Here is a 17765-nt window from a genome sequence, read left to right on the forward strand (position 1 = left end):
ATCTCAATTCTTGTTATTCTAAAAAATCAATTATGGTAAAGGAATTTTTATTATGAGTATGATCGGAAAATCCATTCGAATGGAGAGATTTGTTAAAAGAGATACAGGACGAACGATTATCGCGCCGATGGATCACGGTGTCGGTGTCGGCCCGATTCCCGGATTGACTAATCTGCCGGACGCTGTTGACAAAGTGGCGCTCGGCGGCGCAAACGCTGTTCTCGGTCACATGGGTCTTGCCAAGCACGGCCACAGACGCTACGGAAACGATGTCGGTTTGATTATCCATCTTTCCGCTTCCACGTCAATCGGACCGAATGTCAATCACAAAGTTTTGGTGACAACCGTCGAAGAAGCCATCAAAGTCGGTGCCGACGCCGTTTCAATTCATGTGAATATCGGCGCGGAAGACGAGCCTGAAATGCTTGAAGGCTTCGGCCATGTTGCCCGAAAATGTGATGAATGGGGCATGCCGCTTTTGGCAATGGTTTACCCCCGCGGCCCGAAAATCACATCCGAATTCGGAAAAGATGTTGTTTCCCACGCCGCCCGCCTCGCCGCGGAACTTGGCGCGGATCTTGTCAAAACCAATTATACCGGCGACATTGATTCTTTCAAAGAAGTTGTCAAAGGAACACCGATTCCGGTCATCATCGCCGGCGGCCCGCATATGGAATCCGAATTGGATTTGTTGCAAATGATTGCCGACTCGCTTGAAGCCGGCGGCAAAGGCGTTGCAATCGGCAGAAACGTTTTCCAGTCTGAAGACCCGACACGTACCACGAAAAGAATTAATGCCGTTGTCCACGGCGGCTTCTCCGCTGAAGAAGCTTTCAAAATCGAATAAAATTAAATCGAATAAAAACAATCTGTAAGTGAACTGTTGTTCATTTACACTCTTTTTTTAAAATTAAATCAATCATCCCTTCCCGGAACCATATCGCATCCCGAACACAACGAGCACATCGTTTCGGATTTTTCGGGATGTAAATCATATTTTTGAGAAATCCTTTTCTGCATTTCAAACAGTTTCAGAATTCTTTCAGGAGTCGGCCGTTCCATGAAGCAATCGCCTTTTCGAAGCGCATTTTCATAAATCGGACGGATGCAGGCAATCACACCGATTTCGGCGAGTTTTTCAATCATTTGCTCAACGCTTTCATCGGTTTCGCCAAGGCCGATGATGACGTTACTGAAAACTTTGCCGCGGCCGAACAAACGAACGGCTTCTTTGAGTTCGCCGAAAACATCGTTTTCGGAAAGCCCGGGGCAAACCGTTTTGAAAATTTCGGGATCGGCAACTTCAATATTGTATTTGACTTCCGAAACGCCGGCTTCTTTTAATTTTTCGGAACCGCCCGAAACAGAATAAACGGAAACGCCGATCGGGACATTGAATTTTTTCAGTTCGGGCATCAGCTCTAAAACACGTTCCACTTCGCCTTCTGGTGTTTTTTCAACGCCGGATGTGATTGAAATGGCTTTGACATTTCCTTTGTCAAAAGCGTCCCGAATTATTTTTAATGTCTCTTCTTTTGTTTTTGTATGTCCCTGAAGAATCGGAACGGAGCAGTATTTGCAGTCAAAAATGCATTTTTCAGACAAATTGATGTAAGCCTGCTCGGGGCAGTGCGCTAACGCCGGCTCGATTTTTCCGGTCACAACAATTTTTGCCTCCGTTGAATCAAAGACTTCAATGTCATCCGATTCGGGAATTTTTCGAATTTTAAGGGGTGAATTTTGATCCAAATTCAATCGGACACGTCTGCCGTTTGACGTGATGAAAACGGAACCTGAGCTTCCCGCGCTCGGCCCGGCTGTCGACTTCAGGGTCGGCAAAACCATCTTTTCATCTTCAATATCGGCGGTTCCGACGGAAAGCAAAAACGCTTTGATTTCTGCTGTCATCGGAATGTTTTCAGTTTTTTGTGTCATGGAATTTTTTCCGTTTTCGATTTGATTCAATTTCAACCCTTTAATCATTTAAATTTTATGCCGTTGTTTTAAAATCTCTGTTGATGCCGATTTTATTTTTATTGTGATTTTATTTTTTCAAATAATCCGTAATGTTTATATAAAATCAATCGTTTTTAGGACTATTGTAAACCAAAAACCAAAAACAGGTTTACATTCAGTGAAAAATAAGAATCGGCGGGCAAACGCCGACCCTGAATTTGTTCAAACAAAAACAAACAGTAAAGGATAGATAAATGATGAATATAAAATATTTGCTCGGATCGTTTTTGATCTTGCTTGTTGCTGCTTCGGCAATGACGCCTGTTCTCGGCGCGAGCAACCAAAACAGTTCAAACGACGTCAAATTTGTTAAATGTAAATTAATTGAAGATGCCCAATGGGTAAATTTGACCAACGAAGAAAAAGAAGCATACCTCGGCCAATTTGAAATTTCCGATGAAAACGGCAATATCAAAGTCAAGATGCTTGGAATGCCCGGCATGGCAATGTCTTCTGAAATGGTGACACTTTCAATCAGCACATGTGATCCCGATGAAATGAAACTTCTGGAATCCATGAACGCTGAAGAAAGAGAAGCATACTACTTGTCCAGATACAAGGAAAATTTGGCCATTGAAGTTGAAGCCGGTAACTTAACCCAGGAAGAAGCCGATGAATTGTATGCAGAATACGCAAGTCTCGAACACAATCATGTGAATTTCTTCACGATGCGTGCAAATACTGTCTCCTTGTCTGAAGAAGAACTCGAAGCTTTAAAGGACATGACAGAGGACGAAAGAGAAGCTTTCTTTTTGGAAAACTTCAAGCAATCTCTCTCTGATGCGGTTGCTGAAGGCAAATTAACACAGGAAGAAGCTGGCGAAATGTTATCTGCTCGTGAAAACGGCATAAACATCGGATTCAAAGCACACGGCGGCAACGGCGAAATTTCCCTCCGGATCGCATCACCGCTCTCGGAAGAAGAAATTATAACGCTTCAGGAAATGACTGAGGATGATAAGAAGGATTTTTTCCTGTCTCAAATTAAATCCAGTTTGGATGCTGACGTTGCAGCCGGCAAGATGACTCAGGAAGAAGCTGATGAAATTCTTAGTTACCACGAGTCAGGATCTGCCGGTTACACAAGAGGACATGCAGTTCACAGAACAGCTTCTTACCACACAACCGCTGCGGCAGTTACCGAATAAATTGAATAATTAAAATCTAAATTCCCTCCCACTCTAATTAAAACGTCAAAAACGAAAACCCCTCAAAACAAAATCTTTATATAATATTAAATACTTGAGTTCATTGTAAACCAAATTGCAAAAAACGGTTTATAATGAACAGACGAAACATACGATTTCCTCTACCCGAAAAATCGTTCGTCTTCAAAACGAAACCACCTGTAAAAGCAAACCATTTGAAAAACGACCAAACAAAGTGAAAACAGATAAAAACGAGCCAAGCAAATCGATTGTTGTGTGAAATCGATCGATATTGTTTGATCCCGGTTTCGGCAGTTTTCAGATTTAACCCCTCTGAATGTCTGCCGGAGACCGGAATCAAGCCCTGCTTGATTTCAATGCTGAAAAAGCATTAACCCAAATTCAGTTTATTTCCACCAAAAACATAAACTGATGAAAAATAGTAAACCCCACCCCTGTAACCAATCAAAAACAAACCAAAAACCAATCAAAAACAAAAGAACGAAATAAACCAAAACCCTATAAACCAACCCCGTAAGAAAGGCGGCACACGAATTTTAATTCATGTGTCGCCTTTTTTCTTTAATATTCGACACTCTAAAAAAATTTATTATTCGGGGATAACGTAAGGCATTCCTTTGAAATATTCAATTTGAACCTTAACGCCGTATATGTTTTCAATCATTTCAGGCGTTACGCCGGCAGCGTCACAAGCATCGTGAATGATGCCGTCTTTCATGAAAACGAATTTATCGGCGAAGCGAAGTGCTAAATTGAGATCATGCATTGTCAAAACGGTTGCTGTTTGATGTCCTTCCGTCACGTTTCTTATGATTTTTAAAATTTCAAGCTGATTATGAAGATCCAGACTGCTGGTCGGTTCATCCAGCAAAAGAACATTCGGCTCCTGCGCGATTGCGCGGCAGATACAAACTTTTTGAAGCTCACCGCCGCTCATTTCATCAATTCTTCGAAGTTGCATGTCTTCCAAATCAAAACGCTTGAGCGCCGCATCAACAATGTTGTAATCGTTTTCAGTAATTTTAAGCCCGACATGCGGTTTTCTTCCAAGAAGAACGGCATCAAAAACCGTCGTTCTGGAAACTTCATTTCTTTGTGAAACATAGCCGACACGTTTTGCGATTTCTTGTTTGGAAAGTGAAACCAAATCGGTTTCATCAATCAAAACAGAACCGGCAGTCGGTTTTAAAATCATATCCATGCATTTTAAAAGCGTACTTTTGCCGACACCGTTGGGACCCATAATCGCTAATATTTCGCCTTGATTGACATTGAGCTCGACACCGTTCAATACTTTCCGGCTTTTGTAATCAAAATGAACGCCGTTTACACGAAAATTCAATTTAGTGCCCCCTGACGATTAAATACAAGAATACAGGCGCGCCCAAGAACGCGGTAATTACCGCAACGGGCAAAACATGCGGCGCAATCAGCGTTCGGGCAATTGTATCTGAAATCAACAGCAAAAGCGCGCCGCAAATCGCCGTTCCGATAATTAAGAATCTTTGGTCATCGCCGATTAACCGTCTCATCATGTGCGGACAAACCAAACCGACGAAACCGATGACACCCAAAAATGAAACAATAACGGCACTGATGAGTGAGGCCGCAATCATGCCGACCAACCTGACGCGTGAGACATTAACGCCCAAACTTTTCGCGGTTTCATCGCCCGCGTCAATGGCGTTAAAGTCCCAGCGTTTCCAAATAAAATAAACAGAGCAAATCAATACGACAGCACCGATAATGATTAATTCCGACCACCCCGCGCGCGCAACATCTCCGAATTGCCAGAAAACAATGGAAGCCAATTTTGTGTCATCAACAAAATATTGAATCGCCATCAGCCCGGCAGCCGCCAAAGAATTGATTGCGACGCCCGCTAAAACCATGACTTCAGGTGTTGCGGATTTTATTTTCGCAATGATTAAAATAATTCCCGATGTCAGCATACTGAACACAAAGGCGCAGATCGTCACAAGATACGGATTTTCCATGATCACGGCATCGGTGATATTGCTTCCGGTTGTTCCGAATCCGAAGAGTGAAATGCCGACTGCGGCGCCCAATGCGGCTGCGTTAGACAGTCCCAATGTGTAAGGTGATGCCAACGGGTTTCTTAAAATAGATTGCATTGAAACGCCGGCGATAGCCAAACCGATGCCGGCAATAATCGCCGTTAAAATTTGAGGAATTCGAATGTTCCAAATAATTCTTTCGTAAAGTCCCGTTCCGCTTCCGCCGATGAGTGTTTTAATCACATCAGGAATCGGAATATTTACGGCACCCACAGAAACCGCAAAAAGCGCGAAAAAGATTAAAAAAATAAACATTCCGCCGATAATGCCGATTTTTTTCGCGATGTATTTTTTATATGCCGCCGGTTTCGTCCCATCTTCTAAATGCATTTTCAACACCTGTTTTTAAAAAATAAGCGGATTATTTTGTTAAATCCGCTTTTGTATACGCAATATTGCCGACATTGCTGTTCAAAACATCAAAGACGGGCTTTCCAACGACGAATGTGTAAATTTCATCCGCTTTTTCGGCCGGTTCAATGTCTGCAAATTGTTCGGGATATAAGATTTTGCCGACAAAATAACAGTTTGCCAAAGATGTTTCGTGGTTGACATTCATCGAAGTGTGCGGGTTGACAGTGTAAATTTCACCTTTTTTAACGGCTGTCAATTCTTTATATGAGACATCATTTTTCAATTCAACAAGCGCGCCGCCGCCGGCTGCGGATTGTGTTCCGAGGTCTACAAAAATAACATCAGGATCCCATTCCAATATTTTTTCTTTTGAAACAGCGACATATCCTGTTTTTGCGGTTCCGTTAAGCATTTCCGTTGCGACATTATTCGCTTTTAAAACCGTGAACGGCAAGTATGTCGGGTCGCTTCCGTTCAATCCGTGCGCGCCGTTGTACGAAATGCCGCCGATATAAACCGTTTTATCGGGTGTGGGAACGTCTTTGATTCTGTTTTGAAGGTCCACGATGATACCGTCAAAATAACTAATCAAGTCTTCCGCTCTTTGATCTTTGTGAAATATTTTTCCAAGCATTCGAAGTGTGGTGTCAATTTGTTCTTTTTCCGTCACGTAATTGCCGACATAGAATAAAACAACAGGAATCCCGGTTTTTTCTTGGATTTGATCGGCAGACGCGATATCTTCGGGGCCGTATGCGGAAATAAATAAAACGTCGGGATTGGCAGCCAATAAACGTTCAGCGTCAATTGCGCCTTTTGCTGTTCCAAGCATCGGATTGTCTCGAATTTCCGGATGCGCAATTGAATACGGGCGATTATCTTTCGTCATGACAAAAGAGCTGCTGTCCTGATAATCAACGGCAACGGCGCGGTCACTGATTTCCATGTAGACGAAATATCTCATGGAACCTGAACCGCTGACCGCGATTTTTTCGGGATTATCGGGAAGCGTTACGGTTCTTCCAAAAGCGTCCGTAATTGTAATCATCTCTTTGTCGGATTCGTCATTGGTTAAATCGCCGATACATCCTGATAATGTTACCGACAATATCATGGCTGTCATCAGTAAGATGCTTTTTATGTACAGTTTGTTGTTTTTTCTCATTTTTAAATCCCCCAATTTGCAACCGCAAATACCGAGCAACAGAACAAATTTTCTTTTAATTATAATTTGTTACAACATTTTAAATTAGTAACACTAAAAGTGATAGATTTTGTCATATTTAACATTTTTTCTGAACAATTTATTCGTTATGATTTATAATTTTTAATAATTAAACTTCTCTCAAAATCGCTTTTCCATAAATTTAAATATGAAATGTGTTATTTTTTTGTTTATGAATTCTGATACGATGCTTAAAGATTTCTCTAAACGAAATTATGATGACGCGATTGCTTTTCACGGTCATTCCTGCGGCGGGCTCGCGCTCGGCTATGTTGTTTCGCTTTATGCACGGGAATTATTGGATTTGGATTATTCCGAAGACGAAGAAATCGTTGTTATCACGGAAACCGATTCCTGTACGGTTGACGCGATTCAAACAATACTCGGAACAACCGCCGGAAAAGGAAATCTTTTCGTCAACAACTGGGGTAAAAACGCTTTTACTTTTTACAACAGAAAAACCGGAAAAGCGGTTCGTTTGATGATGCGTCCCGATTTCTTTAAACCGAGTCCCGAATTGGACGCGCTTCGCGAAAAAGTATTTTCGGAAACCGCAACCGAAGAAGAAATTTCAAAATACCATGCGCTTTCCGACCAGCGTGTCAATGATATTTTATCAACGCATGGCAGTCAAATTTATGACATCAAAGAACCGCAGCAACCGGTTCCCGAAAAAGCGAAAATTTTCAGCAACATTATTTGTCCGATCTGTAACGAATCCGTCGGCGTTGCACGCTGCGTTGAAAAAGACGGGCAAAAAATCTGCCAATTTTGTGCTCAAAACAAATAATTAAAACAAACAATTCATTCTCATTTTTCTTTTTTTGATTTATTGCCGTTTACCAAAATCGGCATCATTGCGCGCGAACTGCTCCGCTTTTCAAAATATGTAAAAAGCGCGCCGTATTTTTACGACAAAAAAGGAATAAAACAGGAAATTATTCCTGTTTTTCATTTTGCGTTTCTGTGCAGAACTCTTCAAAAATAATCTCTTTTCCGGTAGAAGATCGGTCTTTTAACGGAATGTATGCTTGGCGTTCACCGACGGCATTGTAGGCCGGACGGATGATTTTGCCGGAATTGATGAGTTCTTCCAGGCGGTGCGCGCTCCAGCCGGTGATTCTGCTGATTGCAAAAATCGGAGTGTAGAGCTGCATCGGAAGATCCAGCATGCTGTAAACAAAGCCGCTGTAAAAGTCAATATTTGCCGAAACGCCTTTGTAAATGCGTTTCTCCTGTCCGATAATTTCAGGCGCCAGACGCTCAACTAATGCATAAAGCTTGAATTCGTCTTCACGGCCTTTTTCAATGGATAAGTTTTCGACAAATCTCTTGAAAATGTCGGCGCGCGGGTCGTTTAAAGAATAAACGGCGTGACCGATTCCGTAAATTAAACCGGCGTTATCAAACGCCTGCTTGTTCAGAAGTTTTCTGAGATAGTCGCTGACTTCTTCTTCGCTGGTCCAGTCGGTGATATTGGCTTTCATATCCTCAAACATTTTGACGACTTTTATGTTCGCGCCGCCGTGTTTGGGACCTTTTAAACTGCCGAGCGCGGCAGCGATTGCTGAATATGTGTCCGTTCCGGAAGAGCTGACAACGCGGCAGGTAAATGTCGAGTTGTTGCCGCCGCCGTGTTCGGCGTGAAGCACCAAAGCCAAATCCAAAAGACGGGCTTCGAGTTCGGTATATTTGGAATCCGGGCGGAGCAAGTAAAGAATATTTTCCGCAGCCGATAAATCGGGTTGCGGGTTGTGAATTGTCAGACTGCTGCCATCGTATTTGTGAACGTATGCCTGATAACCGTAAACGGCCATCACCGGGAACAGCGCGATTAATTCAAGACATTGGCGGAGAACGTTTTCAATCGACGTGTCATCCGGATTTTTGTCATAAGAATAAAGCGTTAAAACACTTTTTGCAAGCGAATTCATCATGTCTTCACTTGGTGCTTTCATGATAACGTCGCGAACGAAGTTTTCGGGAAGTGTTCTGTAACAGCCGAGAAGCTTCTTAAATTCCGCTAACTGTTCTTCCGTTGGCAAAACGCCGAATAATAATAAATAAGAGACTTCTTCAAAGCCGAACCGTTTCTCGGAAACGAATCCGCCGACGAGTTCATTAATGTCAATACCGCGATAGAAAAGGCGGCCTTTGTGATGTTCGGTTTCGCCTTTTGCGGGGCGGCCGGATTGGACGTCGCTGATTTCAGTTAAACCGGTTAAAACCCCGTTTCCGTCAGCGTCGCGAAGTCCGCGGTTTACGTCGTATTTATTGAAAAATTCAGGATCAATAGGGCCGTTTTCTTCGCAGTGTTTCGCCAATTTTTCCACAATGGCTTTTTGTTCGGCTGCGAGTTCTTCTTCCGTTTTTTCGATTATTTCTTCTTCAATTTCGATTTCAACAGCTTCTTCTGCAACATCCGCACTCCCTTCGGCGGCGGCACCGCTCTCTGTGTTTTCTGAAACGTCAGCGGTCATGGGTTTTGTCATGCCGAGATCTTCGAGACTGATTGTCATTTCGGTGCTTTTTACTACATCTTCCATATTGTACCCTCCTGCTTTTTTAATTTTGATAATCATTTCAGATATTAAGTTATGCTCAAAAAAATGAAAACTTGAATAATTTTACATCAGGATTTTCAATCTGAAATCTCAAAAAATGAGCTTAATCATTTTTAACAATAGAAAGGTTGATTGAAAACTTAATAGGTTCTCATCAGATTAAAACCTTTTTCGTCAACCATTTAAATACTCATCTGAAATTGTCGAACCAACGCTCTTATATAGAAGTTCAAACGTGTTTTAGTTGTAATTTTCCCGTGTTTTGGCCGAAAAAATGCATTCTCTCATGACATTTTCGGTAAAGGATGAACAGATGTCAAGAGTGACCAAACGGTCCGGGAAGTACATCATTCTGAAAATTAAAAATTTTTGGAGAATTTTGAGCCGTTTGCTGTCATTAACCAACAGTTACAATCTCCCAAATTTGTTTAAGTTGGAAGCCACATTGTTTCTTCTTTCCCGCAAATCTCACATTTAATATCTGTATAGCAGTCGCCCCAAGGGTCTCGTCCACTATCTGTTTCGACCCATTGGTGGATTCCGTGGTCGCATAAAAGAGTAAGGAGTTCCTTTTTGTAAATTGGATCTGTTATCGCTTTTGCCGCTGCCACACGTACTTCCTCGTCAGCATCGTGTTTTATAATTTCCATAAGCAATGGCTGATCAATTATTTTAGAGGCCGCTATCGCCCGCAAACTTGAACGCATATGTTGTTTCGCAATATTTGCAAGAACAGTTTGGTCAGTCAACATCCGAATTGCTTCTCTACGGACGTATTCGTCATTGTCATTTTGGGCGATTTTTTCCAGAAGTGATTGATTTGTCAGTTTACCCGCCGCTGCTTTACGAACCGAATTTGCTTTGTCATTCTGTGCAGCATACGCAAGTGCGTTTTGGTCGGTCAGGTTAGCTATTGCCGCTTCACGAATCATTTCTTCTTTATCATTCTTTACAATATCGGTAAGAATTGATTGGTCGGTCAGTTTTCTTACTGCGCTTTTGCGCACATAATCATTGGTGTCGGTGTAAGCAATTTCAGTCAATATTGACTGATCGGTCAACTTGGCTGTTGCAGCTATACGAAAAAGCCAATCGGCATCATTTTTTGAAATATCTGCGAGAATGGATTGATCTGTGATGTCACCTATTCTGCTTTTTTTTCCGCAATATGAGCACTTATAACCATTCCATTTATGCTGCTCATCTCGTTTTTTATTGCAACGCTTACATTTACAGCCGTCCCAATCGTGTTGTTCATTGCGTGTTTTGCCACAATGTCTGCACTTACAACCATCCCAGTCGTGCTGTTCGCCGCATACCCTATGGCAACGCGTACATCGACCTTTGCATAAATTCCAATCATGCTGTTCATTGCGCACCTTGCCGCACCGCTCACATTTACAGCCGTTCCATTTATGACCGAATAAACATGCCATGTTGCCACTACCTCCTATTTTTATCGGACAGATTATCTTAGTTTATTGTAGTTTCTCATCAGATTAGAACCTTTTTTGTCAACCATTTAAATACTCATCTGAAATTGTCGAACCAACGCTCTTATATAGAAGTTCAAACGTGTTTTAGTTGTAATTTTTCCGTGAATTGTCCGAAAAAATGCGTTTTCTCATAGCATTTTCGGCAAAGGATGAACAGATGTCAAGAGTGACCAAACGGTCCGGGAAGCACATCGTTCGGGAATGTCAAAGCAATTTCGGGAAAGTCCTTTTCAGCCGCGGATTTCAAAAATCAAAAAAATTGGAAATTTTGAAAATTTAAATTTTTGGAAATTTCAATAATTTTGGATATTTCGAAAGATTTTGAGCCGTTTGCTGTCAGTCATCAAATTTATCGTTCCTTGAATAAGCAGGATTGAGCTTCTCTTCAACGGATTTTCGGTTTTTGATGATTCTATCGATTTCATCGATCATATTATAATAATCAAAATTAAGGAGACGTAATATGTCAGGACAACCCATTTTTATTTTAAAAGACGGAAGCAAGCGCACTCGCGGAAGAGACGCGCAGAGCAACAACATCATGGCCGCTAAAGCAGTCGCAGAAGCAGTCAGAACAACACTCGGCCCCAAAGGTATGGACAAAATGCTTGTCGATTCCATGGGCGACGTTACAATTACAAACGACGGTGCAACCATTTTGAAAGAAATGGACATTGAGCACCCCGCTGCAAAAATGATCGTCGAAGTTTCCAAAACACAAGACGAAGAAGTCGGCGACGGTACAACCAGCGCGGCAGTCGTTGCAGGCGAACTTTTGAAGAAAGCTGAAGACCTCATTGACATGGACATTCACCCGACTGTCATTGCATCCGGTTACAGACTCGCAGCCGCAAAAGCGGTCGAACTCGTTCAGGGACTTTCAAAAGATGTCGACGAAACCGATGTCGAACTTTTAACCAGCATCGCATCCACCGCCATCACCGGCAAAGGCGCAGAATCCGCAAAAGCACTTTTGGCAAAAATCTCCGTTGAATCCGTCACAAGCGTTGTTGACGTTGTGAACGGCAAGAAACAGGTTGACAGAGAACAAATCAACGTTGTCAAGAAAGTCGGCGGCCGTGTTGAAGATTCAGAACTTATCAAAGGTATGATCATTGACAAAGAGCGTGTTCACAGCAACATGCCTGAAATGGTTAAAGACGCCAAGATTCTCTTGCTCAACGAAGCAATCGAACTCAAAGACACTGAAATCGACGCTGAAATCTCAATCACCTCACCGGACCAGCTTCAGCTTTTCCTTGACCAGGAAGAAGCCATGATTAAAGCAACCGTTGACAAAGTCATTAACAGCGGCGCAACAGCTGTTTTCGTTCAGAAAGGCGTTGACGACATGGCACAGCACTTCCTTGCAAAAGCAGGTCTTTTCGTTGTCCGCCGTGTTAAAAAGAGTGACATGGAAAAACTCGCCCGCGCAACCGGTGCTGCTTTGATTTCCAACTTTGATGAAATCAGTGCAGACGACCTCGGCTACGCAGCGCTCGTTGAAGAAAAGAAAGTTTCCGGCGATGCCATGATTTTCGTTACCGGCTGTGAGAACCCGAAATCCGTTTCCATTCTTCTCCGCGGCGGTACCGACCATGTCATTGACAGCATCGAAACAGCACTCGAAGACTCACTCCGTGTTGTCGGCGTCGTCATCGAAGACAAGAAGCTCGTCGCAGGCGGCGGCTCTCCCGAAGTCGAACTTTCACTCAGACTCAACGAATACGCAGCAACACTCGAAGGCAGAGAACAGCTCGCTGTCCGCGCCTACGCTGAAGCACTCGAAATCATCCCCAAGACACTCGCTGAAAACGCCGGTCTTGACCCGATTGACATGCTCATGGACCTCCGCTCCAGCCACGAGAAAGGCTTAAAGACAGCCGGTCTCGATGTGTTCAAAGGCGAAGTCGTTGACATGTGGAAAGAGTTCGTCGTTGAACCCCTCCGTGTGAAAACACAGGTCATCAACGCAGCCACCGAATCCGCTGTCATGATTCTCAGAATCGACGACGTGATTGCCACAACCAAATCCCAGGGCGCTCCGGGAATGGACATGGGCGGCATGGATCCGGGTATGGGCATGGACATGCCTTAATTTGAAAAATAATAATTTTACAAAATCAAACAGAGAATCATTTCTCTGTTTTTCTTTTCTTTTTTGCTTTTTTTGTTTTCGTTTTTCTTTTTGATATCTTCGCAGATATTTGGTATCCGATTGGAAACTTCCCTCTTTTATAAGACAAACCCATTCTTTCAACTAAGTATCAAAATGAAACTCTGTTAATGAATGTGATTTTCATGTCTTTTATGGAAAAATTGACTCACTCCAATCAAAACAACGGCAAACTCCGTCTTTGTCTTATTCAAAGCACACTTGCCGGCGGTTTCGTTTCAATTTTCTTTTTAATGATGAGTTATTTTGAAAACGGGCTCGTGGTGACTTCATTGATTGCCAGCATTTTCATTGTTTTTATTTTTCCGACATCGCCTGCAGCTCAATCCCGAAATTTGGTCGGCGGTCATCTCATCAGCGCAGCCGTCGGGTTTTTGTGTTTTTATGCAAACAATCTGCTTCAGGGAGCTGATCCTGTTTTCGCTTATACGGTCCTGTTCTGCGGTTTAGCGGTTTTTCTCTCTACTTTGTTGATGGCGCTTTTCGGATTTGAACATCCGCCGGCAGCGGCGTTTGCGGCAGGGCTTGTGCTTGCGCCGTCCGTTCCGATTCTCATGTGTCTGCTCGGATTGGTTTGCGTTTTTGTGCTTGCCGGTTCAAAAAAACTTCTCTTTCCGCTTTATTGTACGGATTAAAGCGGGTCAATAAAACGGATCCTAAAACAAATCCTAAAACGGGTTAAATTTGAAATTTGTCATCGGTTTAGTTTAATTTGTCATTCAAACCGCTTTTCTTTCATTTTTATAATTCTCATGATTCGGGGTTGGTTTATTTTTTGTTTTACCGAATTATCGGTTAACGAATCTTATATTTTTAAGATTATAATCGTTATCAAAAGCCAAGATTTATATACTCTTATTCAAAATTATTATTGTATTCTTTCAATTTAATAAAATTAAAAACAAATGTAAAAAACGGCTATAATTTCAAATTAAAATAAAAACGAATTAAAGATCGAATCAAAATAAAAACGAATTAAATAGAAAATAAATCAAAAACGAGGTATTCACAATGACACAACCTATTCAACTTATTGTTCAGGAAGCTGACCGCTCGGATGCAGGTAAAGGCATTGCCCGTATCGGAACGGAAGCGATGGCACGTCTGTCGGTTGAACCGGGAGACACAATTAAGATTACCGGCAAAAGAACTGCGGCAGCAGTCGTTGCGTTTTCAACGCACGGCTCGAATAATATCAGTATCGATGGTTACATCCGCAAAGACGCAGGCGTCGGTATCGGTGACACGGTTACTGTTGAGAAAGCGGCACCGGCAACAGCGACAAGATTAACGATTCAGCCCGTCGGCGAGTCCATTAAATTAGACGGCAAACAAGTCGGCGATTTCATTCTTAACAGATACGCCGGTATGCCGCTTTACAAAGGAAAAACAATTGCGCTGCCGGTTCAGGTTCAGCAGCAAAAACAAGATCCGTTTGAAAGCTTCTTTGGCAATTCGTGGGCCGGCAGCTTTTCAAGCAGTTTCAGCACACAGTATTATGAATTTATTGTTTCCGATATCGCGCCGGATGACGTTGCCATCATCGGCTCGGAAACCAAAGTCACTTACAAGGATTCCGCTTACAAAGGCGAAGACGCGCCGAAAGGAAAGTCCGCCGGCAACATTCACTATGAAGATATCGGTGGTCTCGGCCGTGAATTGAATCAGGTTCGCGAAATGATTGAGTACCCGCTTCGTCATCCTGAAGTCTTTGAAAAGCTTGGCATTGAACCGCCGAAAGGCGTTTTGCTTTACGGCCCGCCGGGAACCGGCAAGACACTGATTGCAAGAGCGGTCGCCAACGAAGTGAACGCTTATTTTGACACGATTTCCGGTCCCGAAATCATTTCCAAATATTACGGCGACAGCGAAGAAAAATTGCGCGAAATTTTCCAAAAAGCAGAAGAAAACGCGCCTGCCATTATCTTTATTGATGAAATCGATTCCATCGCGCCGAAACGTGAAGAATCCAAAGGCGAAGTCGAGCGCCGCGTTGTCGCGCAGCTCCTCGCTTTAATGGACGGTTTAAAGAGCCGCGGCGGCGTTATCGTCATTGCCGCGACCAACCTTCCCGATTCTATTGACCCGGCTCTCCGCCGCGGCGGACGGTTCGACCGCGAAATCGAAATCGGTGTTCCCGACAAAGAAGGCCGCATGGAAATTCTTCAAATTCACACAAGAAATGTTCCGCTTGCAAGCGACGTTGATATCGGCAAATACGCCGGCATGACACACGGTTTTGTCGGCGCGGACTTGGCACTCGTCGTCAAAGAAGCGGCCATGCACGCGCTGCGCCGTGAATTCCCCGGCATGAATCCGGATGAAGAAATTTCAAAAGAGAAATTGGAAAGCTTAAAAGTCACGGTTGAAGACTTTGACGCGGCGCTTAAAATGGTTCAGCCGAGCGCGATGCGTGAAGTTTTGGTTGAAGTGCCCGACATCGGCTGGGACAGCGTCGGCGGCTTGGATTCCGTTAAAGAAGAGCTTCAGCAGGGCGTTGAATGGCCGATGAAGTACGCTTCCGTTTATCAGAAATTTGATACGAAATCGCCGAAAGGCTTCCTTATGTTCGGCCCGCCCGGAACCGGCAAAACATTGCTGGCAAAAGCGGTTGCCAATGAATCGGAAAGCAATTTCATTTCCGTCAAAGGCCCCGAGCTCATGTCCAAATGGGTCGGCGAATCCGAAAAAGGCGTCCGCGAAATTTTCAGGAAAGCGAGATTGGCTTCTCCGTCAATCATTTTCTTTGATGAAATTGATTCCATTGTTCCGAAACGCGGCAGCCACGAAGGATCTTCTCATGTAACTGAAAGCGTTGTCAGTCAATTCCTGACGGAGCTTGACGGGTTGGAAGAACTCAAAAACGTCGTCATCATCGGCGCGACCAACCGTCCCGATATGATTGATCCGGCTCTGCTTCGTCCGGGGCGTTTGGAAAAACACATTTATGTGCCGCCGCCGGATGCAGACGGCAGGAAACAAATTCTTGAAGTCTATTTAGGCGGTGTTAAGGATTTGCTTGCCGGCGATTTGGATATCGGTATGCTTGTTACAAAAACAGATGGCTTTGTCGGTGCCGATCTTGAGGCGCTTGTCCGTGAAGCAAAGATGGTTGCGATTCGCGAATTCGTTCAGAAAATGGACGGTCACAGCGAAGAAGACATCGAATTGGCTGTCGGTAATGTCCGGATTTACCGCAAACATTTCGACGAAGCGCTGAAACGTGTCAGACCGTCGCTGGATAAAGAAGGTTTGCTTTATTCCGAGCGCGATTCCTGGCCGTTCAGATTCAATGAAGAAGAAAGAAGAACGCTTGATAAAGCGCTTGATGTTTTCTTCACGCTTAAATTCGGCAGTGACAGCGATGACGCGAATGAGAGACTCAAGAAACTTGAAAGTTTGATTTTGGCATCTCACAAAGACTTTAAAGCGTTAAAAGAAGCCGTTAAAGTTCACGCCAAGAAAGCATCCATTGATGACTTTGATTACAATGTCGCCTGATTTGGCAACGGTAACCGCTGTGTAACCGTTGTTAAAAACAGATAAGAGAACTCTTAAACGATACAAAACGTAAAAATCATTTGCCGACTCGGCAAATGGTTCTCATTTTTTAAATAAAACCGTTTTGCTGCGTATTATATATTTATATTATCAAAACCATTTTTATTTGTATGAAATCGATTCAATTGGTTTTGGTTATGATGTGCATGCTTCTTTTCGCATGCGCTTTTTCAGGATGTCTCGGGTCAGATGACTCTGCAAATAATACAACAAACAACTCGACAAATAATTCGACTGACACGTCTGTTACGGTGATAACGGTCGAAAAAGAAGGACTCGCAATCGGCGCAAATGAAAAAATTCAGATTTCTCTGCCGACAGCGTCCCGCCTCGGTTACCGTTGGGTCGCAGAAAACGTCAGCGGTCTGAACATCACAAGCGAACTCAAAAACAATCCCGCAACAGCCGAGAATGGCAGCGCGGATACCATTTTCACAATCACGGCTGATAAAGAAGGCTCTTACATCTTCAAAGCAGATTGCAAACACGTCAGTAGCGACACGCCGACTTACACAATCACACAGCAATTGGATTACGCTGCGCCGATTGACAGCATTTCGGAAACACCGAATCTGATATTGACTTATGAAGGCATTCCGACACCCAAAACAGGCGGCGTTGTTGAAATCAGAACACGCGGCAACCCGACAACAGGTTACACCTGGATAGCACCCATGTCCGAAAACGGGATGCTCAGACTTTTGGATTCAACATATGTTGAAGACGAACACGAAGAAGGCATGACCGGTGTTGGCGGCACTTACATTTGGTATGTGACATCAGACATTGCCGGAACATACATGTTTGACGCAATCGAATTCAGAGGAACGGAAGAACCGGTTTCTAAATTCTACTTTAACATAACGTTTGTTTGATCGAAATCAAGAGGGTAATAATTCTCTCCTTTTTCTTTTTTTATCTTTTATTTTTCTTTTCTTCTCTCTTTTATTTTTTCTTTTCTTCTCTCTTTTTTTGTTTTTCTCTTGTATTTTCTCTTTTTTCCTCTCTTTTTTTTGTTTTTATTCCCGATATTCCGGCTCCAAAAAGGTTACATTCAGTCCGTCTGTTTTGTTTCAAACACCGCTCCCTCTCGCTGTAAAAACCAAAATTTATATATTGTGAACTC

Annotated in this window: 14 protein-coding genes; 7 read left to right on the forward strand and 7 right to left on the reverse strand. The window is 43.2% G+C overall.

What is annotated here, in order from left to right:
- The first annotated feature begins 52 nt into the window (after positions 1-52).
- Positions 53-847, forward strand: coding sequence for a 2-amino-3,7-dideoxy-D-threo-hept-6-ulosonate synthase (locus tag C7391_RS02475; protein WP_133516974.1), 795 nt, complete (start codon positions 53-55; stop codon positions 845-847).
- A gap of 68 nt (positions 848-915) precedes the next feature.
- Here the strand turns inward: C7391_RS02475 and C7391_RS02480 are convergent, their stop codons facing one another.
- Entirely contained in the window at positions 916-1935 is a 1020-nt protein-coding gene (locus tag C7391_RS02480) for a radical SAM protein (RefSeq protein WP_208107048.1), read from the reverse strand.
- 275 nt (positions 1936-2210) lie between these two features.
- On the opposite strand from C7391_RS02480, the gene C7391_RS02485 reads away from it, so the two are divergent.
- Positions 2211-3164, forward strand: a complete 954-nt coding sequence (locus C7391_RS02485) for a hypothetical protein (RefSeq protein WP_133516975.1) — start codon at positions 2211-2213, stop codon at positions 3162-3164.
- Positions 3165-3774: 610 nt separating this feature from the next.
- Here the strand turns inward: C7391_RS02485 and C7391_RS02490 are convergent.
- Genes C7391_RS02490 through C7391_RS02500 form a run of 3 tightly spaced genes read right to left on the reverse strand, consistent with a single transcriptional unit; the run spans position 3775 to position 6782 of the window.
- The gene (locus tag C7391_RS02490) at positions 3775-4527 is read right to left on the reverse strand and encodes an ABC transporter ATP-binding protein (protein WP_133516976.1); all 753 of its coding nucleotides are present in this window, start codon (positions 4525-4527) and stop codon (positions 3775-3777) included.
- A gap of 1 nt (position 4528) precedes the next feature.
- Entirely contained in the window at positions 4529-5593 is a 1065-nt protein-coding gene (locus C7391_RS02495; RefSeq protein WP_133516977.1) for a FecCD family ABC transporter permease, read from the reverse strand.
- Between the two features lie 31 nt (positions 5594-5624).
- The gene (locus tag C7391_RS02500; RefSeq protein WP_133516978.1) at positions 5625-6782 is read right to left on the reverse strand and encodes an iron ABC transporter substrate-binding protein; all 1158 of its coding nucleotides are present in this window, start codon (positions 6780-6782) and stop codon (positions 5625-5627) included.
- 232 nt (positions 6783-7014) lie between these two features.
- Here C7391_RS02500 and C7391_RS02505 point away from each other — a divergent pair, with 232 nt between their 5' ends.
- Positions 7015-7632 (forward strand): FmdE family protein, encoded by a 618-nt coding sequence (locus tag C7391_RS02505; RefSeq protein WP_166627373.1) that lies wholly within the window; start codon positions 7015-7017, stop codon positions 7630-7632.
- Positions 7633-7780: 148 nt separating this feature from the next.
- Here the strand turns inward: C7391_RS02505 and C7391_RS02510 are convergent, their stop codons facing one another.
- Together C7391_RS02510 and C7391_RS02515 are read right to left on the reverse strand one after the other, a co-directional pair.
- Positions 7781-9388, reverse strand: a complete 1608-nt coding sequence (locus C7391_RS02510; protein WP_208107049.1) for a citrate/2-methylcitrate synthase — start codon at positions 9386-9388, stop codon at positions 7781-7783.
- A gap of 446 nt (positions 9389-9834) precedes the next feature.
- On the reverse strand, positions 9835-10842 hold the full coding sequence (locus tag C7391_RS02515; RefSeq protein ID WP_133516980.1) for a HEAT repeat domain-containing protein: 1008 nt from the start codon (positions 10840-10842) through the stop codon (positions 9835-9837).
- 523 nt (positions 10843-11365) lie between these two features.
- On the opposite strand from C7391_RS02515, the gene thsA reads away from it, so the two are divergent.
- From thsA to C7391_RS02535, 4 genes are all read left to right on the forward strand, one after another.
- On the forward strand, positions 11366-13000 hold the full coding sequence (gene thsA / locus C7391_RS02520; RefSeq protein ID WP_133516981.1) for a thermosome subunit alpha: 1635 nt from the start codon (positions 11366-11368) through the stop codon (positions 12998-13000).
- A gap of 203 nt (positions 13001-13203) precedes the next feature.
- Positions 13204-13713 carry an HPP family protein gene (locus C7391_RS02525; RefSeq protein ID WP_166627374.1) on the forward strand — a complete coding sequence of 170 codons (510 nt, stop codon included), beginning with the start codon at positions 13204-13206 and terminating at the stop codon, positions 13711-13713.
- A 376-nt stretch (positions 13714-14089) separates the two neighbouring features.
- Entirely contained in the window at positions 14090-16579 is a 2490-nt protein-coding gene (locus C7391_RS02530) for a CDC48 family AAA ATPase (RefSeq protein WP_133516983.1), read from the forward strand.
- Positions 16580-16776: 197 nt separating this feature from the next.
- Complete coding sequence (locus C7391_RS02535; protein ID WP_166627375.1) at positions 16777-17514, forward strand: protease inhibitor I42 family protein; 738 nt, start codon at positions 16777-16779, stop codon at positions 17512-17514.
- A 70-nt stretch (positions 17515-17584) separates the two neighbouring features.
- On the opposite strand, the gene C7391_RS08560 is transcribed toward C7391_RS02535, so the two are convergent.
- Positions 17585-17716, reverse strand: a complete 132-nt coding sequence (locus tag C7391_RS08560; RefSeq protein ID WP_263295323.1) for a hypothetical protein — start codon at positions 17714-17716, stop codon at positions 17585-17587.
- Positions 17717-17765 lie beyond the last annotated feature (49 nt).

Source organism: Methanimicrococcus blatticola (assembly GCF_004363215.1).
GTDB classification, from domain to species: Archaea; Halobacteriota; Methanosarcinia; order Methanosarcinales; family Methanosarcinaceae; genus Methanimicrococcus; species Methanimicrococcus blatticola.